The following is a 24,855-nucleotide window of genomic DNA, read 5'->3' on the forward strand; positions in this document are numbered from 1 at the left end:
ACAGGGGGTTACTCCAAGGCCAGAAGCAGTAGTCAAACCCATTGAGCTTGTTAAGCTTTAGCCTTTTCGTGGGGCAGGGTAATACCCAAACGTTTTTGCAGTGCCTCAATCACCTCTTCCGCGGATTTGAGACCAAAATTCTTAATTTCCAGTAGATCTTCTTGGCTATATTCCAGTAGATCCGCCACGGAATTAATCTGGGCTCGCTTCAGGCAGTTATAGGCACGGACAGAAAGTTGCAACTCCTCAATGGGAATTTGACTTTCTGGGTTAACCTCGTCCTGGTAATCGCTATGGGCCGCTTCCAGCTCATTGAGATCCTTAAGGGGGATAAAAAGATTAGCAATAATGTCAGAGGCTTCCGACAGCGCTTCCCGAGGCTGAATACTGCCATTGGTCCAAATGTCTAGAATCAGCCGATCCTTTGGACTCATGCCATCGGCTCGGATATCTTCCACCGTGTAATTGACCTTGGTCACCGGCATAAACACCGAGTCAATTTGGAGAAAATCCAGGGATGAATTTTCGTCCTTGCCCCGCTCGATAATCCGATAACCGACGCCCCGTTCCACCCGGAATTCCATTTCCAGTTTGGCTCCCTCTGCCAAAGTGGCAATGTATTGGTTGGGATCAATAACCTCCACTTCCGAAGGCACCTCAAACTGGGCCGCTGTCACCGTCCCCGGACCGATCGCCGTTAAACGGCCAATCTGGGGCTGATCGGTGTAGCTTTTGAGCACAAGTTCCTTCATGTTCAGCATAATTTCCAGAACATCCTCCCGGACCCCTGGAATAGTGGCGAACTCATGGTTAACCCCCGCAATGCGGATAGCCGTTACCGCGGCTCCGGGCAAGTTGGACAACAACACCCGTCGCAAAGCATTTCCCACCGTCGTTCCCTGGCCCCGGTCTAAGGGTTCAAGGGAAAATTTACTGTACTGCTGTTGATTTTTTCTGGTGCTGGATTCCACACACTCAATTTGAAACTGCGCCACTAACGCGACCTCCCTTATATCTCCGTGTAAATAGCTTGACCGACGCTATCTCAGTCAGAGGAAATTACGATTTGCTCAAAAAAGCTGTTAGCAAAAAATCTAACTGTCCTAGACCCGACGGCGTTTGGGGGGACGACAACCATTGTGGGGGATGGGGGTAACATCCCTGATCAGGGTGATTTCCAAACCAGCTCCCTGGAGGGCCCGGATGGCAGTTTCCCGACCAGCGCCGGGGCCACTCACCATTACCTCCAGTTGCCGCATGCCCTGTTCCATGGCCCGACGGGCGGCGGAGTCAGCAGCGGTTTGGGCGGCATAGGGAGTGCCTTTTTTAGCTCCTTTGAAACCGCTAGAACCAGCGGAAGCCCAGGAAATCACATCACCGCGAATGTCGGAAATGGTAACAATGGTGTTGTTGAAAGTAGATTGAATGTGGGCCACCCCGCTAGGGACATTCTTTTTTGCTTTTTTGGGCCCAGTTTTTCTGGTAGGACGCGCCATAATGATTGCTTGAAAGCTTCAATAAACAGGACAGGGATGGGGGGAAGATTATTTCTTCGCTGGGGTCTTTTTCTTGCCGGCAACGGTCAAGCGGCGGCCCCGACGGGTACAGGCGTTGGTTCTAGTACGCTGTCCCCGCACTGGTAAGCCTTGGCGATGCCGACGACCACGATAGGTGCCGATGTCTCCAAGACGTTTGATGTTCATGGCCTCCCAACGACGGAGATCACCTTCGATCTCATAATTTTCGTCGATGTAGGTTCTTAACTTCAGCGCATCTTCATCACTGAGATCTTTGACTCGGACATCGGGACTAACCCCGGTTGCGTCCAGAATTTCATGGGAGCGCGACAGACCAATACCGTACAGATAAGTGAGGGCGATTTCCACACGCTTATCCCGAGGCAGGTCAACACCAGCTATGCGTGCCACGTTGATTTTCCTCTAAATAAGTTCAATAAATTTATGGAGTAGGGTTTAAGACAGACCAGAATGGTAATCACTAGGGGAACTGCTAACCTTGACGCTGTTTATGCTTGGGGTTGGCGGAACAGATGACCATCACACGACCGCGCCGACGAATAACGCGGCACTTATCACACATTTTCTTAACGGAAGCTCTAACTTTCATGCCTGATTTTCTTTGGCAACACTGCAAGCTCTTAATTATAACAAGTTATCGTGCCCGTGTCATGGCAAATATTAAATCAGCTTTCCCCGCCGAGGGGAGGCATTAATTTTTAGCCTTTGCCATCGTCAAATTAATGATTACTTTTTATTTTTAAGACGATAGGTTATACGCCCCTTGGTGAGGTCGTAGGGGGTTAATTCCACCTTGACCCGATCGCCGGGGAGAATTTTGATGTAGTTACGACGAATTTTGCCGGAGATGTGGGCCAAAACGTTGAAACCATTGTCAAGGTCGACCCTAAACATGGCATTGGGCAATGACTCCATCACCGTGCCTTCCATCTCAATTAAATCTTGTTTAGACAAGCGGTTAATGACCTCCTAAAAATAGAATGGAATAAAATATCGAAAAAAGCGCCATCTTTAATCATAACAAATCTAGGTTGCTCCATTGGCCAACCTATGCTTGGCTTGACATTTTCTTCCTAGGGTTTGACCAGTTTTTCTAGGCTGGCGGCGATGGCTTCCACCGGCTGGTTGCCGTCGAGGGAATAAAGTTTGCCTTGTTCCTGGTAATAGGCCATGAGGGGAGCAGTTTGCTCTGTGTAAACCAGCAGCCGATTACGAATGGTGGCTTCGTTATCATCCGCCCGCCCCCGGGCCAACAGGCGTTCCACAATCACTTCATCGGGAACTTTAAGGTTAATGACCCAATGGGTGCGGTGACCAATATTAACCAACAACTCATCGAGAAAAATTGCTTGGTTAACGTTACGGGGAAAGCCATCCAAAATCCAGCCAGCTTTGGCATCTTTATGACCCAATCGCTCTTCAATTAACCCCAGGATTAGCTGGTCGGGCACCAGTTCCCCCCTATCCATATAACCCTTGGCCTGGTTCCCCAACCCTGTGCCATCGGCGATCGCCTGGCGCAACATATCCCCAGTGGAAATATGGGGAATAGCAAGGGTGTCCGCCAAACCCACCGCTTGGGTACCTTTACCAGAGCCAGGGGCCCCTAGAAAAATTAAACCTTTAGCCATGGCCATAGTCCTTAAAAACTCCAGAAAATTACTATTAAAAAGCGGTCAAGGAAATGTCTGTGTCAACTTCCCCCAACCGCACCATTTGTTTAACGATGTGATCAACAAAATTGCTCCATTGATGCACGATCCATCGTTACCAATTCGTTCCCATCAATGCCCAAGGACACCCTAGGGCTGTTTGATCATCCCTTCATAACGCTGGGAAATGACATAGGTTTGGATTTGTTTTGCCGTATCAATGGCGACCCCCACCAAAATCAACAGGGATGTGGCCCCCAAACCCTGGAAAGTAGTCACTCCGGTAGCCTGCTCCACAAAAATGGGCAGAGTAGCCACAAAACTGAGAAAAATTGCCCCTAAAAAGGTGAGACGGTTAAGCACTCCTTCTAGATATTGCTCAGTCTTTTTCCCAGGGCGAATACCAGGAATACTAGAACCCATCTTTTTCAGATTTTTTGATACGTCCTCTGGGTTAACAATCAGACTGGCGTAAAAATAACTGAAGAAGAAAATCATCAAGGAATAAACCACGGTATAGACCCAAGTACCGGGGCGCAAAGCGTTGGAAATTTGGACGAGAATTTCCCCAAACCCTCCTAAACCTTCATTGCCAGTGGCAAAACCAGCCAGGGAAGAAGGCAAAATCAGCACAGCGGAGGCAAAAATAATCGGCATTACCCCCCCTTGGTTCAAGCGTAGGGGCAAATAGCTAGTGCGCTCCCGATAGAGCTTTTTACCCACCTGACGACGGGCAGAAATAATCGGAATGCGCCTGGTGCCTTCCTGTACAAAGACGATACCCACAATCATGACCAGGAAAACCAGCATCAACAGTACCACCGCAGTGATGGACTGCCTGCCCCCGGACTGGGCATACTCAATGGTTTGACCCAAGGTTTGGGGTAGGGTGGCCACAATGTTGACAAAAATCAACAGGGAAGCACCGTTACCAATACCCCTTTCTGTAATCAACTCCGAAATCCACATCACAAACATGGAGCCGGCGGTGATGGCTAAAACCGTTTGAAAAATAAATAGGGGCCCATAGTTGTTGGCATAGGGGCGCAGTAAACCAATGGTCAAACCCAAACCTTGGATAATGCACCAACCAAAGGCAATATAACGGCTGTATTGGGAAATTTTCCGCCGCCCTGCTTCCCCTTCATTTTTCTGCAAATCTTCCAGGGCCGGAATGGCCGCTGTTAGCAGTTGCATGATGATGGAAGCGTTAATGTAGGGCAAAATGCCCAGGGCAAAAATTCCCACGGTGGATAAACCACCCCCGGTAAAAATATTTAAAAAACCAATAACGGAGTTATCGTTGATGGCCTGGCTAAAGGCCTGGCGATCAATGTCCGGTACCGGGATGAAAATTCCCACCCGGACTAGAATTAGTAGCCCAATAGTAATAAGCAGCCGACCCCTAAGGCCAGCCGCTTGGGCCATCTGCAGGAAAGTTTCCTGGGCAGAGGGGGCTTTGTCTCGACTTACGACCATTTATTTATACCTGAGTAAAAGTGCGAGGGATGAAGCAAAACAATGAATTAACCTATTATCCCCTTCTCCCCGGCGATGGGGAAGGATTTTGGTTACCATTGTTAGCCCTGCGCCACCACACTGCCACCGGCTGCTTCAATTTTGGCTTGGGCCGCTTTGCTACAGGGAGCATGGACGGTGAGAGCTACGGCTAATTCTCCGTTGCCCAGGATTTTTAAAGGGCCGTCGTTACTAGTGACAATACCCGCTTCCATTAAGCTTTCCAGGGTGACCACGGTGTTGGGGGCTAGACCGGCCAACTTACCGACGTTAACCACAGTAAAATGCTTAGGGTTGTAGAGGGGAAAGTGTTTTAATTTAGGCAGACGACGGTAGAGGGGCATTTGTCCCCCTTCAAAACCAGCTTTGGTACCGGTACCGGAACGGGATTTTTGGCCCCGCATACCAAAACCACAGCTAGCGCCTTGCCCTGCCGCAATACCCCGGCCAACACGGCGACGGCGTTTTTTAGCACCGTCATTGGGAGAGAGTTCGCTCAAATTCATGGCTAATATCAAAAATTAAGTTCACAGGAGATGGAATTTTCACCTACCAAAGGCTTAGGACCTTGGGCTTAGGTGTAGAGATGCTCCACGGCAACTCCCCGCTCTTCCGCCACTTCCGAGAAAGTGCGCAGAGTTTCCAGGGCGTTGATGGCAGCCCGGGCATTGTTGAGAGGATTATTGGAGCCTAGTTGTTTAGCTAGGATATTCTTAACTCCGGCCAGCTCTAGCACAGTACGAACAGCGCCACCGGCAATTACCCCGGTACCAGGGGCGGCGGGACGAACCACCACTTTGGCTCCCCCGGAAACCCCATTGGTGATATGGGTAATGGAATTGGATTTGGTCAGGGGCACCTCGATCAGTTGTTTTTTGCCATCGGCCACCCCTTTACGGACGGCTCCGATTACGTCCCCAGCTTTGCCCACTCCTACGCCGACCTGGCCAGTTTCGTTACCGACTACCACGATCGCCCGGAAGCTAAGTTTTTTACCGCCTTTGACCACCTTACTGACTCGGCGGATTTGGATAACCCGTTCCTGCCAGTTGGTGTCTTCTTTTTTTTCACGGCTGGTTTTACGACGCTTTGCCATAGTAATTTCCTTGGATGTTAATGGGTTTGGTTAACGTTGTTAGAAATCGAGACCGGCTTCCCTGGCCGCCTCCGCCAGAGCTTTTACCCGTCCGTGATACAACTTACCACCCCGGTCAAAAACTACTTGGTTAATGCCTTTGGCGATCGCCCGTTGGGCTACCAACTTGCCCACCTCTGCGGAAGCATCCTGGGTGGCGCTGGAACTGAGGGACTTTTTCAAATCGGGGTCGAGGGTGGAAGCCGCCGCAAGGGTGTGCTGGGCCACGTCATCGATCACCTGGGCGTAGATGTGGTCATTGGACCGAAAAACCGCCAAACGGGGCCGCTCGCTGGTACCAGATAAGTGGCGACGCAGCCGACGGTGACGACGTTGGGTGGCAGATTTACGAGTACTTTTCATGGTTTATTTTTTCCCTGTCTTACCAGCTTTACGACGGACATATTCACCTTGGTAGCGGATACCTTTACCCTTATAGGGTTCCGGTGGCCGCACAGCCCGGATTTTGGCCGCTGTATTCCCCAAGAGTTCCTTGTCAATGCCGGAGACAATTACCTGGGTGTTATTTTCAACTTTGACTTCAATGCCTGCGGGCATGGTCATTTCCACGGGCTTACTATAGCCGACATTCAGAGTCAACTTATTGCCCTGGGCCTGGGCTCGATAGCCCACCCCTTGGATTTCGAGACGACGCTCAAAGCCCTGGGCCACTCCATCCACCATATTGGCAACGAGGGTACGCACCAGACCGTGGCGTTCCCGGGCAGCGCGGGACTCGTCCTGGCGGGTGACGGTGATGGTTTCCCCTTCCTGGGCCACAACTACCTTTTCCGGTAAATGTCTTGCCAGGGAACCCTTGGGGCCTTTCACACTCAGATGGGTGCCTTGAATATCTACGCTGACCTTCGCTGGGATGGGAATGGGGCGTTTTCCGATACGGGACATAGGATTAATTCTGTAAAGTTAAGTTTAAGTAGTAATACAATAGTAGCCTTCGACCAGAACTACCAAATGTAACAAAGGATTTCGCCCCCAATGCCCTGGCGACGGGCTTCCCTATCGGTCATGATGCCGTGGGAGGTGGAAACAATGGCGATGCCAATGCCGCCCAACACCCGGGGAATTTTTTTGGAAGGGGCATACACTCGCAAACCGGGCTTACTAACCCGCTGGAGGGTATTGATCAGGGGCTGGCGGGTCTTGCCTTTGTACTTTAAAGTGAGCACTAAAGTACGACTAATGCCTTCGCCGGTTTCAGCATAGTCTTCGATAAACCCTTCGCTTTTGAGCACCTTGGCAATGCTCAGGGTCATTTTAGTGGTGGGCACCTGGGTAGTGCTATGTCTCACCGCACAGGCATTGCGGATGCGGGTGAGCATGTCGGAAATTGTGTCTGTTGAAGCCATTATTCCTGCTGGTAGATTCTCCTAAGGGATGATGATTCAGGTGGATTGATGGAAACTTGTTACTGATCAATCACCCTGAGCCGCGACTAAATTAACTTCTAAAGGGCATGCCCAGAGCTTTAAGCAATGCACGGCCTTCTTCGTCAGTTTGGGCGCTGGTAATGATGGAAACGTCCATGCCCCGGATTTGATCGATGGTGTCGTAATCAATTTCGGGAAAAATCAGTTGTTCGCGAATGCCTAAGCTATAGTTACCCCGGCCGTCAAAGCTGTTGGGGCTGATGCCACGGAAGTCCCGAATGCGGGGCAACGCTAAGTTAATCAAGCGATCCAAAAAGGCATACATTCGCTCGGAACGGAGGGTAACCATCACCCCCACTGGCATACCTTCCCGGATTTTAAAACCGGCGATCGCCTTGCGGGCCCTGGTCACTACCGGCTTTTGCCCTGTAATGGTGGCCAACTCCGCCAGGGAAGACTCCAAAGCCTTGGCATTTTGGGAAGCTTCCCCTAATCCCCGGTTGACAGTAACCTTGGTCAATTTGGGAACTTGGTGAATATTTTTGTAGCCAAACTCCTCCTTTAACTTAGGAAGAACGGTTTCTTGGTAGAGGGTTTTAAGTCGTTGAGTCATGGTATTTACAGGGTCTCTGGGCTTGGTCAGAGAATAAATGAACCGGGCACATCAAGCTGAAGTCTGGGGTCGGCCAGGGGGCAACTACACCAGCCTTTAGTCAATGATTTCTCCCGTTTTTTTCAGCATCCGCACTTTACGACCATCGTCAGTGACGGTGTAGCAAATGCGACTAGCAATTTTTTCCTTAGTGGAATAGAGCATCACCTTGGAGCTATGGATGGGAGCTTCATAGCTACTGATCTGCCCCGATTCCCCCTCTTGACGGGGTTTAACATGCTTGGTGCGGATATTAACTCCTTTGACCACCACTTGACTTTGGCTCGGAATGGTTTGCAGGACTTCCCCCACTTTGCCCTTATCTTTGCCGGAAATTACTTGGATGGTGTCGCCTTTTTTGACGTGCATCTTCACCCGGTGGGGAGCTTGTTTGGTTTTAGTCATTTAGAGCACCTCCGGAGCCAAAGAAACAATTTTGGTAAAGTTTTTGTCCCGCAGTTCCCGGGCCACGGGGCCAAATACCCTGGTACCCCGGGGATTACCTTCAGCGTTGATGATCACAGCGGCATTGTCGTCAAAGCGGATACTCATGCCACTGGCTCGGCGCAAAGGCTGTTTGGTTCTGACAATCACCGCCCGTACCACGTCGGACTTTTTGATCGGCATGTTGGGCAGGGCATCCTTCACCACGGCAATAATTTGGTCGCCAATACCACCATAGGTGCAGTTCCCCGTGCCCAGAACCCGCAGACACATGAGCTTGCGAGCCCCACTGTTGTCCGCGACGTTGAGATAGGTTTGTTGTTGAATCACGGCGTTTTCCTAAAAAAATCAGACTAGGATGAATGGCTCATAATGTTGATTACTTGCCAGCGCTTAGTTTTGCTCAGGGGGCGGGTTTCTTGGATGCGAACCTTGTCCCCTTCTTGGCACTGGTTTTCTTCGTCGTGAGCTTTAAATTTCTTGGTTTTGACGACAATCTTGCCGTACTTGGGGTGGGGAGAACGGCTTTCCACAGCAACAACGACGGTTTTATCCATTTTGTTACTGACCACAATGCCCACACGTTCTTTAATCGCCATGGTGTTTCTATTCCTCCTCGGAAGGACTGTTCTCAAGTTGTCGTTCCCTTTCCACCGTTAATAGTTGGGCTAAGCGATGGCGGGCATGTTTAAATTCATGGGGATTTTCGGGACGACGGGTGGCCTGTTGGAACCGGAGTTGGAATAATCTTTGCTTGGTAGCGAGGATTTCCGTGCCCAGTTCTTCGTCGCCGAGTTTTCTTGCGTCCGCAATATTGGGAAGAGCCATGTTAAATGTAATCCTCCTGACGGGTAATAAATTTAGTCTTAATGGGCAATTTCTGGGCGGCGAGGCGCATGGCTTCCCGGGCCACTTCCTCGGAGACTCCGGCTAGTTCAAACATGACCCGACCGGGTTTAACCACCGCTACCCAATATTCCGGGGAACCCTTACCGGAACCCATCCGAGTTTCAGCAGGACGCATGGTGACGGGTTTGTCGGGAAAAATACGGATCCAGATTTTCCCACCCCGACGGATGTAACGGGTCATGGCTCGACGGGCGGCTTCGATTTGCCGGGAGGTGATCCAACAGGGTTCGGTGGCCTGGAGGGCGAAATCACCGAAGTTGAGGGTACTGCCCCGCTCCGCTAGACCCCGCATCCTGCCCCGTTGCTGTTTACGGAATTTTGTTCTTCTAGGACTTAACATAGTGCGTTAACGAATAGGCGTTAATGATTGGCGATCGCCAAAGGAATGGAGCTTAACCGTCGTTGGAACGGTCATCAAACTGTTGTCGACGGGATTTACGACGGGGTTGGCTGGGGGGAGCGACCACGGCCGCTTCTTGCCCAGGGATAATTTCCCCTTTAAAAATCCAGACCTTAATACCTAAAATGCCGTAGGTGGTGAGGGCCGTACGATAGGCGTAGTCAATGTCCGCCCGCAGAGTATGAAGGGGCACCCGACCTTCCCGTACCCATTCTGTCCGGGCAATTTCTGCCCCGTTCAGGCGACCGCTAACTTGAATTTTGATACCTTTAACTTCAGCCCTTTCTGCCCTTTGCAATGCTTGGCGCACCACTCGGCGGAAGGAAACCCGACGCTCCAACTGTTGACCGATGTACTCGGCCATCAAAGCCGCATCGGCATCAGCATTGGGTACTTCAATGACGTTGACCCGAATCTGCCGGGCTCCCCCAAGGAGGTTTTGCAGACCGGTACGTAGTTGCTCAATACCGGAGCCACCTCTTCCTACCACTACCCCAGGGCGGGCGGTGTGGATGCCTAATTCGATCTGTTCGGCTTTACGTTCAATGCGGATATCAGAAATACCAGCATTATTGAGGGTTTTCTCAATATATTGACGAATTTTGTAGTCTTCCTGCAAAAGCTCTGGGTAGCGCTTGGGGTCGGCATACCAGCAAGATTTATGGTCTTTGGTAATGCCGAGGCGGAAGCCAACTGGATGTATTTTTTGTCCCATGTTTTGTATGCGTGACGTGAACAGCGATGTTAGTTATCTGCCAAGGCCGGGGCAACGGCAACGGTGATGTGGCAAGTGGGCTTGCGAATTTGGTAGGCACGACCCTGGGCTCGGGGGCGAAAACGTCGCAAACTGGGGCCACCGTCGGCGAAGGCCTGGCTGACAACTAGATCCGTGGGTTCCAAACCTTCGTTATGCTCAGCGTTGGCCACGGCGGAACGCAGTACTTTTAGCACCGGCTCACAGGCTTTATAGGGCATAAATTCCAGGATGATGAGGGCTTCCCGGTAGGAGCGCCCCCGGATCTGATCTAGCACCCGCCGCACTTTTAGGGGAGACATCCGCACGTAACGGGCGATCGCCTTGACCTCGGCCGTCGTATCAAGTTTTGTCATACTGCTTACCTCTGGTTACTTACGCGCTTTTTTATCGCTTTTAGAATGACTGCGGAAGGTGCGAGTCGGCGCAAATTCCCCTAACTTATGCCCCACCATTTGTTCAGAGACAAACACTGGCACATGCTGGCGACCGTTGTGGACGGCGATGGTATGGCCCACCATCTGGGGAAGAATTGTCGAAGCCCGGGACCAGGTTTTAACCACCTGCTTATCCCCCTTGTCATTGAGCTTGTCAATTTTGCGGAGCAAGGAAGCTGCCACAAAAGGACCTTTTTTCAGTGAACGACCCATAGTTCAGTTCCAACGAATAAAAACAAAAATAATTATTTGGTGCGGCGACGGACAATCAGAGCACTACTGCGCTTCTTCTTGTTGCGGGTTTTAGCACCCAGAGCCGGTTTACCCCAGGGGGATACGGGGCCAGAACGACCGATGGGAGCCCGGCCTTCTCCACCACCATGGGGGTGGTCACAGGGGTTCATCACGCTACCCCGGACATGGGGACGACGACCTAGGTGACGTTTACGACCGGCTTTACCAAGTTTGAGGTTACGGAATTCGGCGTTGCTCACCCGACCAAGGGTAGCCACACATTCTTTCCGAACCATGCGCACTTCCTTAGAAGGCAACTTAATAGTCACATAGTCCCCTTCCTTAGCCACCACTTGGGCAAAAGCTCCAGCGGAGCGCACCATTTGGCCACCCCGACCGGCTACCAATTCCACATTGTGTACTTCACTACCCAGGGGAATACGGCTTAGGGGCAAGGTATTGCCCACTTCAAAGGGAGCATCTTCTCCGGCAATCACGGTCATACCCACCTGTAGTCCAGCGGGGGCGAGGATATAGCGCTTTTCCCCATCGGTGTAGAACAGCAGGGCGATGCGGGCATTGCGGTTGGGATCGTATTCGATCGCCGCCACCCGGGCCGGAATATTTTGCTTATTGCGTTTGAAGTCGATAATCCGGTAAAGCCGTTTATGGCCTCCCCCCCGGTGCCGACTGGTGATTACCCCGCGATTATTGCGACCTTTATGGTCGTGGCGGTTAGTGGTTAATGACTTTTCCGGCGTACTTTTAGTAATTTCAGTGAAATCGGAGACACTTGCCTGCCGAGTTCCTGGTGTCATTGGCCGATAATTGCGAATACCCATGGGTTTAGATAACAGTTAATGCAGTGGTGGTCTAAACGTGGCTTACACGTCGGGGAACAGTTGGATGCTGTCCCCTTCTTTGAGGGTGACAACGGCCCGTTTTACTTGGGCTTTAAAACCCATGAAACGACCCACCCGTTTTTGTTTGCGGGGCATGCGAGCCGTATTAACGCCTGTTACTTTGACGTCAAACAGTAGCTCGATCGCCGCTTTAATTTCCGGCTTGGTGGCTTCGGGGCGCACGTCAAAGACATATTTATTGTCTTCGAGCTGTAGGGTGGCCTTTTCCGTCACAATCGGCTTAATAATTAAGTCCGCCAAACAACGTTGGTCAATTACCTTACTCACCGTAAACCTCCTGGATTTTCTCGAGGGCAGTGGCGGTGGCCACAATGGTGTCTGCAACGAGGATGTCGTAGATATTGAGGTTATCTGCCCGTAAAATTTTCAAATAGGGAATGTTGCGCCCAGAAAGAAACACATTTTCCGGAATTTCATCCAGGATTAACAACACCCGTTTTTCCGGTTTAGCACCCCAGCGAGTCAAGGCCGTAGCCAACTCTTTAGTCTTGGGTTGGCTGAACTGGTCCCCAAAGGCTTCCACCACCACAAAGCTTTCTGCCTTAGAGGCGATCGCCGTTCTCAGGGCCAAACGCCGCTCCTTGCGGTTCATTTTTTGGCTATAGTCCCGGGGTTTGGGACCAAAGATTACCCCACCACCCCGCCAGAGGGGAGAACGGATCGAACCCGCCCGGGCCCGACCAGTACCTTTTTGCTTCCAGGGTTTGCGACCGCCCCCCCGGACTTCAGCTCGGGTTTTGGCGGAGGCATTACCTTGACGAGCATTATTTTGTTGTCGCACCAAGGCCCGGTGAACAATGTGGGCCGCATTTTCTTCCTTAGCAACCTTGAGGGTCAAGGAGGCATTACCTACCTCCTCCCCCTGCCAGTTTTTTACAATACAATCAACCATAGTTTTGTTCCTTCAGCAGTGACGGATAGAAAAGGCAACCTAGCCCCGACCAACGGTTTTAGCGGGGGTGATATTCAAAAGAGTGCCGGGCTTACCGGGCAGGGCCCCTTTGATGATCAGCAAGTTCCGTTCCGCATCCACTCGCACCACCGTTAAACGGCGCACCGTAACCTGGGACGCACCATACTGACCGGCCATTCTTTTACCGGGATAGACCCGACCAGGGGTGGTACCAGCCCCAGTGGAACCGGGCAAGCGGTGGTTTTTAGAACCGTGGGTCATGTTACCCCGACGGAAATTGTGGCGCTTTTGGTAACCGGCAAAACCGCGACCCATGCTCTGGCCAGCCACATCCACCAGGTCTCCAGCTTGGAAAATGTCCGCTGTGACCGCATCCCCAGCCTGTAGACTGGGAGCTTCCGTCAAACGGTACTCCTTCAAATGGCGGACAGGGTCAGTGTTGGATTTTTTCAAATGGCCCAGTTCGGGTTTGGACAAGGCCTTTTCTTTAACGGGCAAAAAACCCACCTGTACGGCATTGTAGCCATCAGTGTCCTGGGTTTTAACCTGGGTAACGGGACAGGGCCCGGCTTGCACCACCGTCACAGGAATGGAAATGCCGCTTTCTTGATCAAATATCTGGGTCATGCCCAGCTTAGTTCCTAAAATACCGATAGACACGGTCAACCCTCTGCACTAAATAATTAATGTGAATAAACAAACAGGAAACACTCCAGACATAAAGCAGAGACCCCAGACAAATGCCTCTGGTCAATGGCTTTGAGCCCGATAAATAACTGATTTAGTTACGTCGATGGAGCGTTTCAATCAAGCTTGGCTTGAGAGACCACCTTGTGTCCTAGCGGTAGGGAGAGTTAGTCCTACATGGGCCCAGAAGGTGGATAACCCTAGTTCCTGGTCAGACTTAGAAACCCTATGGCATTCCAGTATCTGCAGGGGGTCTTCAAAAATAGCAGTTTAACGTTTTGATATTACTCGATCTAATATCCAGTTTTGACCGCGATTAACCATCATAGCCATAAAGGGAACCCCCGTCAAACTAATTTTCCTGCCAGGGCATCCCCTCGGAGGTGTAAGAACAAGCATTCTTTCGCTGACGCGCAAATTTCGTTAAAATGGTACTGTGTTAAATTTTGTTAAATGGAGATATTCCTGTATGGCTACGATTAATATCGGCATTCCTGAAGCGGACCGCGTCAAAATTGCCGAGTCCCTCAAAAAACTGTTGGCCGATACCTACACCCTCTATCTACAAACCCATAACTTCCACTGGAATGTTACCGGCCCCCAATTCCGCGACCTACACCTCATGTTTGAGGAACAGTACAATGAGTTGGCTCTGGCGGTGGATGACATTGCTGAACGTATCCGCAGTTTGGATGTTTTTGCCCCCGGCACCTATAAGGAATTTAGCAAGCTGAGTTCTGTTCAAGAAGTGGATGGCATCCCCACCAGCAAAGAAATGGTCGACATTTTGACCAAGGGCCACGAAACCATTGTCCAGTCCTGTCGAGATGTGCTCAAGTTTTCCCAACCCGCTGATGATGAATCCACCATTGCCTTGGCTTCGGACCGGATGCGGGTCCATGAGAAGACGGCTTGGATGTTGCGTGCCATGAATAAATAGGCTGCAGTTTTACCTATTCCTGGCTGAAACTTTACTGGAATTTCGCCCTGGGCAATTCCCCCAGGTAGCGGGATAGGTAGGGAGAAAAAATTTCGTAAATTAGGGTTAGGGGTTTACGGTCATGCCAGAAAAGGTAATGTCGACCCCAAAAAGGCCCTTCCTGGCCAAAGGCATCGGCTAAGGCACGGTTGTGGCCACAGTATATGGCCTGGATATCCCGATACAACTCGGTATGTAATCGGGAAAGGCTGTCCCATATGGGTAAATTGCGATTTTGCAAATATTCGTCCACATGGCTGGCATCCCACCAGGAAACGGCATAGGCTAGCCTTTGGCCAGATTGGGTCCTCAGCCACACCTGTCGCCGCAGATGGGGACTGGGTACAGTGTTAATTTGGGGGGGGGCGCCGTCATCCCTGGGGCCCACCGGGGCCATGTCAATCACATCTACCTCTGTCTTCTCCCCGGTGAGTAGTTGCAGGTGCCTGGTGGGGGAACCGTCCCCAAGGATGAGGATTTGCCATGGGGGGGGCAGGATGCTGTGGGGCAAACCATGCCTAACGTCGTGTTGATCCCCCTGCCAGAGTAGGTCCAGTGAATGCCAAGCAAGGGAAGGGGAAACGGCCGGAGAGAGGTTCAAGGGGAATTGCCTGTGCGTTACAAAACTTTACATTTTCGTGACTTTTTCGATGATAACAAACTCAAGCTAAGGAGGTGGGCTTTCTGTTTCCTGGCGATCGCCGTTTTTGTTGGGATCATTACCGGGTCATGGTTGACTTCTCCAGGGGAATCAGTGGGTCTGGGACAAACCCTTCCACCCAGGGGGGACTTGCGCATAGCCGTGATTAGTGACCTCAACAGCGCCTATGGTTCTACCAGCTATGAGCCAGAGGTACACAAAGCGTTGGAGCTTATCCCCAATTTGCAACCAGACCTTGTTCTTTGTAGTGGGGACATGGTGGCGGGGCAGAGTCCTAAGTTAACCAATGCCCAAATTCAAGCCATGTGGAACGCCTTTGACCAGGTGGTAGCTAGGCCCCTACGACAGGCCCAGATTCCCTTTGGTTTCACTATGGGGAACCATGATGCTTCCGGTGCTCTGGATCAAAATCGTCGTTTTCGTTTCCAAAATGAACGGGATTTGGCCGCCGGTTATTGGCGCAATCCAGCCCACGATCCCGGCATAACTTTCCTGGATAAAAATGATTTTCCTTTCTACTACACCTTTACTCAAAATGGTGTTTTTTTCCTAGTTTGGGATGGTTCTACCCACCAAATTCCCCCAGAAAAGTTGGCTTGGGTGGAAAGGGCCCTGGCCAGTGCGCCCGCCCAAAATGCCAAGTTACGAATGGCGATCGGCCATTTACCCCTCTATGGGGTGGCGGAAGGTCGCAATAAACCGGGGGAAGTGATGGCCAATGCTGAACAGTTAAGAGCTTTGTTGGAAAGGTACCAAGTTCATACCTATATCAGTGGGCACCAACATGCTTACTATCCTGGCCGGCGAGGGAACTTAGAATTACTCCACACAGGATTACTGGGGGCGGGCCCCAGAGCTTTAATTGGCCAAGAACGGCGATCGCCAAAGACGTTAACCATTTTAGATTTCACGTTTGATCAACCGGATCAAGTGCAATACACCACCTACGATATGAAGGATTTGAGCCCTGTGGGACTGGAATCCTTACCCCGGTTTCTCTTGGGCCATAATGGCCGGGTAATCCGCCGAGACCTGAGGGAAGCAAATTTGACCCCAGCGGAGCAGCAGGCCTGTGGCGCAAGTTTGGGCTCGACCCTGTGCAATGTTAGGTAAGCAATTGAGTAGTGGGGATGGTTAGTCATCAATGGCCAGTTAAAACTACCATGGGAATTTGTCCCCAGACTTGCCGATTTTCTTTCAGACCATGGCTGCCGTTACCCCCAACAATCTCCCTCCCCTCAACAAAGCCACCTTCTGTGCCATCATTCACCAGGAAATCAGTGATGAGGTGGTCAACGCCCTCCTAGCCTATTATCTCGGTTATCGATTCGACGGCGATCGCCAACGGTGGGAACTGGGAGAAGTGGAGTCAAGCTGGGCCCAGGAGTATCCCGAACCTCCCAATTTCATCGAAAATCGTCCCCCCACAGTCAAGCTGACCCGGTCTATTCCCCCGGAAAATAAACAATTGCTCAAGGAACAGTTGGGTTTTACTGGTTATAAAATTGGCGAGTTCACCCCCCGCCACACCCGCCGAGCCACAGCGGTTAATTGGTTGCTCAGTTACATGGCTATCCACGAGCTCCCATTGCATTGACAAAGAAATGGGCCAGGGAGACCCATTCCGCTCCCCAGCCCCCGATTCTCCCTGATCAAACCATTAGAAACTGGGATATCTACCAGCCCTTTTCTGCTTGGTCAAGCACGTAGGACGCCACATCTTCCATGTCGCTGTCACTGATGCGACCCTTAAAGCCGGGCATAGCTCCATTACCATTGGTGATTTGAGCAACAATTGCTGCCACGGAGTTCTTGCCATTGGCTTCCAAGTCGGCCATTTTCAAGGTTTTGCTGGGGTTGATGGAATTAAGCCCCCCATTGTGGCAAGCGGCACAGTTGCCGGCAAAAATAGCTTTACCATGGGCTAGGTCAGCGGCTAAGGCGGTGTTACCTAGGGAAAAAATACCCCCCAGGAAAATTAGACAAGGAAGGGCAATGCCCCAAAAAATCTGGCTAGCTTGGTTGAACAATTTAAACATTAGTTCTCCTTTCAAGGATAAAGTCTTCAAGACGCGAAGGTATTATGGGAGGCGATCAAGACAAAGTCAAAAGACAATCTGTCAAAGTTACGGTCAAGCTAGAATTGGCTAGGTTTGTGGAGGGGCCATGGCAGTCCCATTCCTAGCCCACCGTTTTTTTATAATTTCCCCAGCTTTTACGATGGTTTCATGGTGCCGATGGCGATCGCCAAGACGTTGGTTTCTGTTTGCGTGTCTGGGACTGTTGCTCAGTGGGTTAATCAGTTGCCAGGGCAGACAACCCCAGAGCATGGAGGGGAAAGTCAGCTTTTGGACCATGCAACTACAACCAAAATTTAACCAGTATTTTGACGAATTGATTGGTACCTTTGAGCGAGAAAATCCACCGGAGCAGGTAAATTGGGTGGATATTCCCTGGAATGCCATGGAGAGCAAAATTCTCACCGCTGTCTCGGCTAACACAGCCCCCGACGTAGTCAACCTCAACCCCACTTTTGCTTCTTTATTAGCCAGTAAAAATGCCTGGCTCAATTTGGAACAGGAGGTGAGGCCCGAAGTTAAGGCCCGCTATCTGCCTAGTATTTGGCAAGCCAACAGTCTTAGGGAAGGGGAGGTGTTTGGTTTCCCCTGGTATCTCACCACCCGCATCACCATCTATAACCAGGATCTACTACGACAGGCGGGGTTGTCCGCCCCTCCAGCCACCTTTGCGGAGTTAGCTGTGGCAGCCAAAGCAATTCGGGAAACCACCGGTAAGTATGGTTTTTTCATCACTTTTTCCCCCTCCGATTCCGCCGAGGCCCTAGAAAGTCTAGTGCAAATGGGAGTGCGGTTGGTGGACGATGACGGCCGAGCCGCCTTTAACAGTGCCGCCGGCAAAGTGGCCTTTCAATATTGGGTAGATCTGTATCAGCAGGGATTACTGCCACCGGAAGTTTTAACCGAAGGACATCGTCGGGCCGGAGACCTTTATCAGTCCGGGGCGATCGCCTTTTTATCAGCGGGGCCAGAGCTATTAGCTAGTTTGGAAAAAAATGCCCCCAGCATTGCGAAAGTTTCCGCGGCCGCGCCCCAAATTGTCGGGGAAACTGGTAAAAGAAATGTGGCAGTGATGAATCTAGTCATTCCCCGGAGCACCCAAAATCCCACCGGAGCAATTAAATTTGCCGAATTTGTCACCAACACGGACAATCAATTTACATTTATCAAACAGGCCAATGTCTTACCCTCCACCATTGGTGCCGTCGATAAGTATCGAGAAGAGTTGGCAAAAATCAGCAACGCCAGTTCCTTGGAAAATGCCCGTCGGGTCGCATTGGAACAATTGCCCACAGCGGAGGTTTTAATTCCCCCCATGGCCAACCTCAATCAGCTCAAGCGCATCATCTACGAAAACCTTGGGGCGGCAATGGTGGGCAACAAAACTGTAGACCAGGCCCTACAGGATGCGGAACAAGTCTGGAACGATAACTTGAAAGGCTAGACCAGGGTAGTTGCAGTCGATGCCCCGCATTGGTCAGTCGTTGTTGCTATCTACCTGTCATGTTGATCAGGATAGAAGGAAATAATCAGCATGCACATCTGCTGCACCGATTGATTACCTATAACCCGGCCCGATCCCCAAGGGTATGGCCAAAAATTTTCGCCCCTCCAAGGCAACTGTTAGCCCTGAACAGTTTTCACATTGCCTTTAGCATTTAAACTGACAGGCAGTTTTGCTCCCCGGAGCTAAAGCCCATCTCGACCATTCACCTAGCGATCGCCATGAGCAGTACCCAAGATTATATCGGCGAGGAAGCCGCCACCAGAGTCAAAATCCTTAGTGAAGCTTTGCCCTACATTCAACACTTTGCTGGCCGCACTGTGGTGGTCAAATATGGGGGAGCTGCCATGAAGGACAGCAACCTCAAAGACAAGGTGATCCGCGATATCGTCTTTATGGCCTCCGTTGGCATTCGCCCGGTGGTGGTCCATGGCGGAGGGCCAGAAATTAACACTTGGTTGGATAAGGTAGGCATTCAACCCCAATTTAAAGATGGATTAAGGGTCACCGATGCGGCCACCATGGATATTGTTGAAATGGTGCTGGTGGGTAGGGTTAACAAAGAATTGGTCAATTTAATTAACCAAGCCGGCGGTAAAGCGGTGGGACTTTGCGGCAAAGACGGCCAATTAATGACTGCCCGCACCATGACCAATAAAGACGTTGGTTTTGTGGGGGAGGTGAGTTCCGTTGATGCTCGGGTGGTGGAAACCTTGGTAAAAAGCGGTTACATTCCCGTCATTTCCAGTGTGGCGGCGGATGAATTCGGTCAAGCCCACAATATTAATGCTGATACCTGTGCTGGGGAATTAGCGGCGGCCCTAGGGGCAGAAAAATTAATCCTCCTCACCGATACCAGAGGTATTTTGCGAGATTATCAAGACCCCTCCACCCTAATCCACAAGTTAGATATTCAACAGGCGCGGGAATTGATTGGCTCCGGCATAGTGGCGGGGGGCATGATTCCCAAAGTCAACTGTTGTGTGCGATCCCTAGCCCAAGGGGTGAGAGCAGCCCATATCCTTGATGGCCGTTTGCCCCATGCCCTGTTGCTGGAAGTATTCACTGATTTGGGCATTGGTTCGATGATTGTGGCTTCGGGCTATGATCTTTGAGGCGGAAGAGATTTTTTCTAACCCCTTCAACAATGGATTAAGCAATCATTTTGGCTGATAACTTTTTACCTTTGCTGTCAGGATCTGCCCAGTTAAAACTATTGCAATTGGTCAGCCCTACCTTGCCGGTGGGAGCCTACAACTATTCTGAAGGCTTGGAATGGTTAATCGAACGGGGAAATATTACTAATGCTGATACCCTGGGGGCATGGATTACCCAAGAGTTAGGCCAGGGTTCCATTGCAGTGGACACAGCTATCATGGCTCGGGCCCATCGGCTTACTGGCCAACTTGCCAAAACCGATATTGCACCCAACCCCACTGTTAAAAATTTATCTTATTGGAATCAATGGTTAACGGCCACTAGGGAGAGTCGAGAACTAAGAGAGCAGAGCTTGCAAATGGGAGGATCCCTGCGAAAATTGTTGGTGGATTTAGACCCGGCTGTGCAGGCTTGGTTTGAGCCGATTCCCTCCACACAACCCTGTAACTATGCGATCGCCTTTGGAGTAGGGGCCGCTTTTTGGGGCATTGATCTCCATCAGAGTGGGTTGGGCTATCTCCACAGTTGGGCTAATAACTTGATTTCAGCCGGGATAAGACTGATTCCGTTGGGACAGACGACAGGTCAAAAACTGTTGTTGCATTTAACACCCACCATTTTGCATCAATGGCAGAGAATTTTATTACTGGGGGATGATGATCTGTACAGTTGCAGTTGGGGGTTGGCTCTGGCTAGCATGGGCCATGAAAGTCAATACACTAGACTATTCCGGAGTTAGTTTTAACTGGCCATGATCCTCGGGAGTGGTCGGATTTTTCTGTAAACCAGGGTGTTGAAAAGGGAAAATCCAGATTTTCAGCCAGTCTAGGAACAATTCTGTGATCATTCCCTGATTCTCAGCTGTTGAATAGTTTCCGTTGTTTATTGAGCAAATTAAAGGAAACAGTAATGTCTTTAGAAAACGAAACTTTTTGTCTTGTAGCCAAATTGAACAGTTCAGTTTGTGCTAAATGGAAGGATTTAATTAAAAATTTCAATGAAATGTCGAGGCTATGGCTGAAAGTATTTACGCAATCAATAATTTAGTCGGATTACTCTAATTTCAGACCTGGCGGTAGTTGAAGACAAAAATATACTGTTTTTGCATCCCTTTGCACAAAGTACCGGCTCCTATGTAATGCTGGTTATAGCTTAATTAATCTCTTACCTCATCCTATGACTGCCACTGTTACTGCCCAAGAAGCTTTCCGAGCTGCCTATGAAAACCGCTACACCTGGAACGAAGATTTTCCCGGTTATCGAGCCCACCTCACCGTTACCCAAGGGGATGAACGCTACACAGGGGAAGTGGAAGTGAAGGCGGACTACACCGTTACCGTAACTGGTTTCAGCGACGAAACTGTGCAGGAAAGCGTTTATAACCAAATGCGAGACATTGTTACCCACCGTAAACAGGGAAATTTTGAAAAGTCCCATGGTAAGAATCAGTTTAGCTTTGGGGAAACCGATGCTTCCGGGGCGATCGCCATTGATGTGAAGGGAGATGCCATGGGATCGAACTATAAAATCCGGGGTACGGAAATTTGCCAGGTCAGCCGAGTGATGGGGCCTGTGGCTTTCACCATTAACACTGAAGAAAGTTTGGATACCGGCTCCGGCTACATTGCCGTTAAATATAACGCTATTTTCAAAGATCCTAAAACTGATACCCTCAAAGGTAAAAGGGACTTCACCGAAGCCTATGTGGAACTAGGGGGTTATTATCTACCCACCCAACAGACCGTAGAGGCGATCGCCGCTGGTGGAGAAAAAACCTTTACCGATTTCAGCTTCACCAATTTAGAACTTTTGGCATAGGTGACAGCGCTTTGTCCAGGTTAGCAACTCCATTGGTATCAACGTCTGCCCCCACCATTGTGGTGGAAAATTTGAGCAAGGTTTATCCCATTGCCCTCAAATCCCCTGGTCTGAAGGGAACATTGCAACATTTTTGGCAAAGACGTTACCGCCAAATTCTTGCGGTGCAGGATATTTCCTTTACCATTCCCCCCGGGGCGATGGTGGGCTTCCTCGGTGCCAATGGAGCCGGCAAAACCACCACATTGAAAATGCTTACAGGGCTGATTAAGCCCTCCGGAGGAAAAGTGCGGGTGGCGGGCTTTGATCCCTTCCGTCGACAAACGGCCTTTTTACGGCGCACCAGTTTAGTAATGGGGCAAAAGCAACAATTAATCTGGGATTTACCTACCCTGGATTCCCTCCGCATCAATGGGGCAATTTACGAAATTCCTGACCAAATCTTTGAACAACGGCTGGGGGAATTGAGCGAAATGCTCGATTTAACCACGGAATTAAAACAACCAGTGCGGAAACTTTCCCTGGGGCAACGGATGAAAGCGGAATTGTTAGCCGCCCTGCTCCACCACCCCACCGTTTTATTTTTGGATGAACCCACTTTGGGGCTGGATGTTAATGCCCAAGTGGCGGTGCGGCAGTTTTTACAGGAATACAACCAGCGTTACCAGGCCACCGTGTTACTGACCAGCCATTACATGGCAGACATCACCGCCCTTTGTGAGCGGGTGCTATTGATTCACCAGGGACAATTGATGTATGACGGTGATCTGGAAGCCCTGGTAGAAAGATTTTCCCCTTACCGGCAAGTGGCAGTGGAATTATCTACTCCCATAACTCTGGAAAAATTAGAGATCTATGGGGAAGTGGAGAGTGTGGAGGGTTTACTGGTGCGCTTTTTGCTCAAACGGGAAAGCCTCACCACGGCGATCGCCAAGCTGTTAGCAGAGTTGCCGGTATCAGACTTAAGCGTGTCTGACCCTCCCATCGAAGAAATCATTGGTCGTCTATTTTCCCAGGGTAATTTGGACAATAAACTTTGATCTTTAACCAGTGGTGAACTACTCCTCCCTGCTTGTAGCAGCAAATCTGCCGATGAGGAAGGAGAGTGTTTGCCTGTAAAGGTTAAAGATGGCAAGCAAGAAAATTTTTTACACCGCTACGGTGGCGGGGGCTTGTACCTGGCCTAAAAACTGATTCAGTTCTTCCCCTTCGATGACCTCTTTTTCGAGGATTTTTTCGGCGATCGCCTCCAGTAAATCGCGATTATGGTCGAGAATTGCCAAAGCCTGGTTATGGCCCTGCTCAACGATTTCTTTGACTTCTAGATCAATTTCCTTGGCAGTGTCATCACTGACCATACGCCGGGGATTGCCCATGCCCTGCCCCAGAAAATTATTTTGCTGACCCTTATCGTAGGCGAGGGGTCCCAAAACCTTGCTCATGCCGTAGGTGGTGACCATTTGCTCTGCTAAATCCGTGGCCCGTTGTAAATCATTGGCCGCGCCAGTGGTGATGCTGTCAAAAACAATTTCTTCGGCGGCCCTTCCCCCTAGCAGGGTGGCAATTTGATCCCGTAGTTCGGACTCGTTTAACAAAAAGCGGTCTTCTGTGGGCATTTGGAGGGTATAACCCAGGGCGGCCATCCCCCGGGGCACAATGGAAATTTTCGCCACCTGACCACCGCCGGGCATCACTGCCCCCACTAGCGCATGGCCCACTTCATGGTAGGCAACAATTTTTTTCTCCTTATCCGACAGCACCCGACTTTTCTTCTCCAAGCCGGCCACCACCCGTTCGATCGCCTCGCGGAAATCGGCTTCAATAACGCTATTTTGCTTATTGCGGGCGGCTAGCAGTGCCGCTTCGTTGACTAAATTAGCCAAGTCAGCCCCGGCAAAACCAGGGGTACGGGTGGCAATATTTTTTAGCTCCACCTCGTTGTCTAATTTAATTTTCTTGGCATAAATTTCTAAAATTTTCAGCCTGCCTGCCAAATCTGGCCGGTCCACCAACACCTGGCGATCGAAACGCCCAGGACGGAGTAAAGCTGGGTCCAAAGTTTCTGGGCGGTTAGTAGCCGCTAACACAATCACCGTCGCCCCCGCCGCACTGAACCCATCCATTTCCGTCAGCAGTTGGTTCAGAGTCTGTTCCCGCTCATCGTTGCCCCCCATCAAACCACCGCTGGCTCGGGATTTACCGATGGCGTCCAATTCGTCAATGAAGACAATGCAAGGGGCTTGCTTTTTGGCTTGCTCAAATAAATCCCTTACCCGGGCGGCCCCTGCCCCCACAAAGAGTTCGACAAATTCTGAACCAGAAATGATAAAAAATGGCACCCCTGCTTCCCCCGCGGCGGCCTTAGCGAGCAGGGTTTTACCTGTGCCGGGAGGCCCCACTAGCAAGACACCCTTAGGAATTTTTGCCCCCAGGGCAGTGTAACGTTGGGGAAATTTGAGAAAATCCACCACTTCGCTCAGTTCTGTTTTGGCCTCTTCTACCCCGGCCACATCGTCAAAGGTAACTTTGGTGGAATCCCCTTCCACATAGACTTTTGCCTTACTTTTAGTAAAAGCCAAAGCCCCGCCGGGGGCACCATTATTATTACGGTTCAAGAAAAATGACCAGATACCAACAAAAATCAGCGGGGGAATGACCCAACTTAAAAGGGTGCCAAACCAAGAATTTTTTGCTGGGGGAGCGGCGGCAAATTCAATGCCCTTGGCTTCCAAGCGCTTGGGTAACTCCAGATCAAAAATAGGAGTGGTTCTTAAAATCTGTCCATCGGCCGCTTTTTCCTTGCCCTCATCCCCTAACTCCGGCTTAAGTTGGTAGCGAATCTCGTTTTGGCCCACATAAACACTGACAACTTTGTCCCCTTCCACCTGGTCAATGAAAAGACTGTAGGGTACTTGGGGGGGTTGGGAACCAAATAATGTTGGGGCAAGCAGGTTCACCAATAGGTAAATGGTGGCACCCCACAGCAAAACGCTAGCAAGGCGACGTTGCCATTGGGGTTGGGGTTTGATGGCCATGGGTTTGGAGGAGAGTAACTAAACAAAAAAATCTGGCG

The 24,855-nt window shown here is 50.6% G+C and carries 36 protein-coding genes; 8 read left to right on the plus strand and 28 right to left on the minus strand.

What is annotated here, in order from left to right; genetic code table 11:
- Positions 1-50 precede the first annotated feature (50 nt).
- From H6G45_RS01965 to rplC, 25 genes are all read right to left on the minus strand, one after another.
- Entirely contained in the window at positions 51-995 is a 945-nt protein-coding gene (locus H6G45_RS01965; RefSeq protein WP_190596096.1) for a DNA-directed RNA polymerase subunit alpha, read from the minus strand.
- Between the two features lie 108 nt (positions 996-1,103).
- A complete protein-coding gene (rpsK, locus tag H6G45_RS01970; RefSeq protein ID WP_010871956.1) occupies positions 1,104-1,496 on the minus strand; it encodes a 30S ribosomal protein S11 in 393 nt (130 codons plus the stop codon).
- Between the two features lie 48 nt (positions 1,497-1,544).
- Positions 1,545-1,928 carry a 30S ribosomal protein S13 gene (gene rpsM / locus H6G45_RS01975; RefSeq protein WP_190596098.1) on the minus strand — a complete coding sequence of 128 codons (384 nt, stop codon included), beginning with the start codon at positions 1,926-1,928 and terminating at the stop codon, positions 1,545-1,547.
- A gap of 82 nt (positions 1,929-2,010) precedes the next feature.
- The gene (gene rpmJ / locus H6G45_RS01980; RefSeq protein WP_010871958.1) at positions 2,011-2,127 is read right to left on the minus strand and encodes a 50S ribosomal protein L36; all 117 of its coding nucleotides are present in this window, start codon (positions 2,125-2,127) and stop codon (positions 2,011-2,013) included.
- Positions 2,128-2,264: 137 nt separating this feature from the next.
- The gene (gene infA / locus H6G45_RS01985; protein ID WP_010871959.1) at positions 2,265-2,492 is read right to left on the minus strand and encodes a translation initiation factor IF-1; all 228 of its coding nucleotides are present in this window, start codon (positions 2,490-2,492) and stop codon (positions 2,265-2,267) included.
- A gap of 119 nt (positions 2,493-2,611) precedes the next feature.
- Positions 2,612-3,169 (minus strand): adenylate kinase, encoded by a 558-nt coding sequence (locus tag H6G45_RS01990; RefSeq protein WP_199309525.1) that lies wholly within the window; start codon positions 3,167-3,169, stop codon positions 2,612-2,614.
- Between the two features lie 171 nt (positions 3,170-3,340).
- Positions 3,341-4,669, minus strand: coding sequence for a preprotein translocase subunit SecY (gene secY, locus H6G45_RS01995; protein WP_190596102.1), 1,329 nt, complete (start codon positions 4,667-4,669; stop codon positions 3,341-3,343).
- 101 nt (positions 4,670-4,770) lie between these two features.
- Complete coding sequence (rplO, locus tag H6G45_RS02000; RefSeq protein WP_190596104.1) at positions 4,771-5,214, minus strand: 50S ribosomal protein L15; 444 nt, start codon at positions 5,212-5,214, stop codon at positions 4,771-4,773.
- Between the two features lie 68 nt (positions 5,215-5,282).
- A complete protein-coding gene (rpsE, locus tag H6G45_RS02005) occupies positions 5,283-5,804 on the minus strand; it encodes a 30S ribosomal protein S5 (protein ID WP_190596106.1) in 522 nt (173 codons plus the stop codon).
- A gap of 39 nt (positions 5,805-5,843) precedes the next feature.
- Entirely contained in the window at positions 5,844-6,206 is a 363-nt protein-coding gene (gene rplR / locus H6G45_RS02010; RefSeq protein WP_190596108.1) for a 50S ribosomal protein L18, read from the minus strand.
- A gap of 3 nt (positions 6,207-6,209) precedes the next feature.
- Entirely contained in the window at positions 6,210-6,749 is a 540-nt protein-coding gene (gene rplF, locus H6G45_RS02015; protein ID WP_190596110.1) for a 50S ribosomal protein L6, read from the minus strand.
- 59 nt (positions 6,750-6,808) lie between these two features.
- A complete protein-coding gene (gene rpsH / locus H6G45_RS02020) occupies positions 6,809-7,210 on the minus strand; it encodes a 30S ribosomal protein S8 (protein WP_190596111.1) in 402 nt (133 codons plus the stop codon).
- Positions 7,211-7,301: 91 nt separating this feature from the next.
- Positions 7,302-7,844 carry a 50S ribosomal protein L5 gene (gene rplE, locus H6G45_RS02025; protein ID WP_190596113.1) on the minus strand — a complete coding sequence of 181 codons (543 nt, stop codon included), beginning with the start codon at positions 7,842-7,844 and terminating at the stop codon, positions 7,302-7,304.
- A 96-nt stretch (positions 7,845-7,940) separates the two neighbouring features.
- On the minus strand, positions 7,941-8,288 hold the full coding sequence (gene rplX, locus H6G45_RS02030) for a 50S ribosomal protein L24 (protein ID WP_190596115.1): 348 nt from the start codon (positions 8,286-8,288) through the stop codon (positions 7,941-7,943).
- A complete protein-coding gene (gene rplN, locus H6G45_RS02035) occupies positions 8,289-8,657 on the minus strand; it encodes a 50S ribosomal protein L14 (protein WP_010871969.1) in 369 nt (122 codons plus the stop codon).
- A 23-nt stretch (positions 8,658-8,680) separates the two neighbouring features.
- Entirely contained in the window at positions 8,681-8,926 is a 246-nt protein-coding gene (gene rpsQ / locus H6G45_RS02040; RefSeq protein ID WP_010871970.1) for a 30S ribosomal protein S17, read from the minus strand.
- A gap of 7 nt (positions 8,927-8,933) precedes the next feature.
- Positions 8,934-9,155: a 50S ribosomal protein L29 gene (rpmC, locus tag H6G45_RS02045; protein ID WP_190596117.1), complete on the minus strand. Its 222-nt coding sequence runs from the start codon at positions 9,153-9,155 to the stop codon at positions 8,934-8,936.
- A 1-nt stretch (position 9,156) separates the two neighbouring features.
- The gene (gene rplP / locus H6G45_RS02050) at positions 9,157-9,576 is read right to left on the minus strand and encodes a 50S ribosomal protein L16 (RefSeq protein ID WP_028947555.1); all 420 of its coding nucleotides are present in this window, start codon (positions 9,574-9,576) and stop codon (positions 9,157-9,159) included.
- Between the two features lie 52 nt (positions 9,577-9,628).
- Entirely contained in the window at positions 9,629-10,351 is a 723-nt protein-coding gene (gene rpsC, locus H6G45_RS02055; RefSeq protein ID WP_190596119.1) for a 30S ribosomal protein S3, read from the minus strand.
- A gap of 29 nt (positions 10,352-10,380) precedes the next feature.
- Complete coding sequence (gene rplV, locus H6G45_RS02060; protein WP_190596121.1) at positions 10,381-10,746, minus strand: 50S ribosomal protein L22; 366 nt, start codon at positions 10,744-10,746, stop codon at positions 10,381-10,383.
- A 15-nt stretch (positions 10,747-10,761) separates the two neighbouring features.
- Positions 10,762-11,040 carry a 30S ribosomal protein S19 gene (gene rpsS / locus H6G45_RS02065; protein WP_010871975.1) on the minus strand — a complete coding sequence of 93 codons (279 nt, stop codon included), beginning with the start codon at positions 11,038-11,040 and terminating at the stop codon, positions 10,762-10,764.
- A 32-nt stretch (positions 11,041-11,072) separates the two neighbouring features.
- The gene (gene rplB / locus H6G45_RS02070) at positions 11,073-11,903 is read right to left on the minus strand and encodes a 50S ribosomal protein L2 (RefSeq protein WP_190596123.1); all 831 of its coding nucleotides are present in this window, start codon (positions 11,901-11,903) and stop codon (positions 11,073-11,075) included.
- 42 nt (positions 11,904-11,945) lie between these two features.
- The gene (locus H6G45_RS02075) at positions 11,946-12,251 is read right to left on the minus strand and encodes a 50S ribosomal protein L23 (RefSeq protein WP_190596125.1); all 306 of its coding nucleotides are present in this window, start codon (positions 12,249-12,251) and stop codon (positions 11,946-11,948) included.
- A complete protein-coding gene (gene rplD / locus H6G45_RS02080; protein ID WP_190596127.1) occupies positions 12,244-12,876 on the minus strand; it encodes a 50S ribosomal protein L4 in 633 nt (210 codons plus the stop codon). Before rplD ends, H6G45_RS02075 begins: the two co-directional genes overlap by 8 nt.
- Positions 12,877-12,915: 39 nt before the next feature.
- Entirely contained in the window at positions 12,916-13,557 is a 642-nt protein-coding gene (gene rplC / locus H6G45_RS02085; protein WP_190596128.1) for a 50S ribosomal protein L3, read from the minus strand.
- 496 nt (positions 13,558-14,053) lie between these two features.
- On the opposite strand from rplC, the gene H6G45_RS02090 reads away from it, so the two are divergent.
- On the plus strand, positions 14,054-14,524 hold the full coding sequence (locus tag H6G45_RS02090) for a Dps family protein (RefSeq protein WP_190596130.1): 471 nt from the start codon (positions 14,054-14,056) through the stop codon (positions 14,522-14,524).
- A gap of 31 nt (positions 14,525-14,555) precedes the next feature.
- Here H6G45_RS02090 and H6G45_RS02095 read toward each other — a convergent pair whose 3' ends face one another.
- Positions 14,556-15,164, minus strand: coding sequence for a chorismate lyase (locus H6G45_RS02095; protein ID WP_190596132.1), 609 nt, complete (start codon positions 15,162-15,164; stop codon positions 14,556-14,558).
- A 12-nt stretch (positions 15,165-15,176) separates the two neighbouring features.
- Here H6G45_RS02095 and H6G45_RS02100 point away from each other — a divergent pair, with 12 nt between their 5' ends.
- Together H6G45_RS02100 and H6G45_RS02105 are read left to right on the plus strand one after the other, a co-directional pair.
- Positions 15,177-16,337, plus strand: a complete 1,161-nt coding sequence (locus tag H6G45_RS02100; RefSeq protein ID WP_347338235.1) for a metallophosphoesterase — start codon at positions 15,177-15,179, stop codon at positions 16,335-16,337.
- A 91-nt stretch (positions 16,338-16,428) separates the two neighbouring features.
- Positions 16,429-16,821, plus strand: a complete 393-nt coding sequence (locus tag H6G45_RS02105) for a DUF1823 family protein (protein ID WP_190596135.1) — start codon at positions 16,429-16,431, stop codon at positions 16,819-16,821.
- 79 nt (positions 16,822-16,900) lie between these two features.
- Here the strand turns inward: H6G45_RS02105 and H6G45_RS02110 are convergent, their stop codons facing one another.
- Positions 16,901-17,263, minus strand: coding sequence for a c-type cytochrome (locus tag H6G45_RS02110; RefSeq protein WP_190596137.1), 363 nt, complete (start codon positions 17,261-17,263; stop codon positions 16,901-16,903).
- 181 nt (positions 17,264-17,444) lie between these two features.
- On the opposite strand from H6G45_RS02110, the gene H6G45_RS02115 reads away from it, so the two are divergent.
- The 5 genes from H6G45_RS02115 (at position 17,445) to H6G45_RS02135 (ending at position 22,822) form a co-directional block, all read left to right on the plus strand.
- Complete coding sequence (locus H6G45_RS02115; protein ID WP_190596139.1) at positions 17,445-18,746, plus strand: sugar ABC transporter substrate-binding protein; 1,302 nt, start codon at positions 17,445-17,447, stop codon at positions 18,744-18,746.
- 281 nt (positions 18,747-19,027) lie between these two features.
- Positions 19,028-19,921, plus strand: coding sequence for an acetylglutamate kinase (gene argB / locus H6G45_RS02120; RefSeq protein ID WP_190596141.1), 894 nt, complete (start codon positions 19,028-19,030; stop codon positions 19,919-19,921).
- 128 nt (positions 19,922-20,049) lie between these two features.
- Positions 20,050-20,703, plus strand: coding sequence for an urease accessory protein UreF (locus H6G45_RS02125; RefSeq protein ID WP_190596200.1), 654 nt, complete (start codon positions 20,050-20,052; stop codon positions 20,701-20,703).
- 437 nt (positions 20,704-21,140) lie between these two features.
- Positions 21,141-21,782 (plus strand): DUF3386 domain-containing protein, encoded by a 642-nt coding sequence (locus H6G45_RS02130; RefSeq protein WP_190596143.1) that lies wholly within the window; start codon positions 21,141-21,143, stop codon positions 21,780-21,782.
- 59 nt (positions 21,783-21,841) lie between these two features.
- Positions 21,842-22,822: an ATP-binding cassette domain-containing protein gene (locus tag H6G45_RS02135; protein WP_190596202.1), complete on the plus strand. Its 981-nt coding sequence runs from the start codon at positions 21,842-21,844 to the stop codon at positions 22,820-22,822.
- A gap of 108 nt (positions 22,823-22,930) precedes the next feature.
- Here the strand turns inward: H6G45_RS02135 and ftsH4 are convergent, their stop codons facing one another.
- A complete protein-coding gene (gene ftsH4 / locus H6G45_RS02140) occupies positions 22,931-24,817 on the minus strand; it encodes an ATP-dependent zinc metalloprotease FtsH4 (protein ID WP_190596145.1) in 1,887 nt (628 codons plus the stop codon).
- Positions 24,818-24,855 lie beyond the last annotated feature (38 nt).

It is taken from the genome of Synechocystis sp. FACHB-383, assembly GCF_014698605.1.
Lineage (GTDB): Bacteria > Cyanobacteriota > Cyanobacteriia > Cyanobacteriales > Microcystaceae > Synechocystis > Synechocystis salina.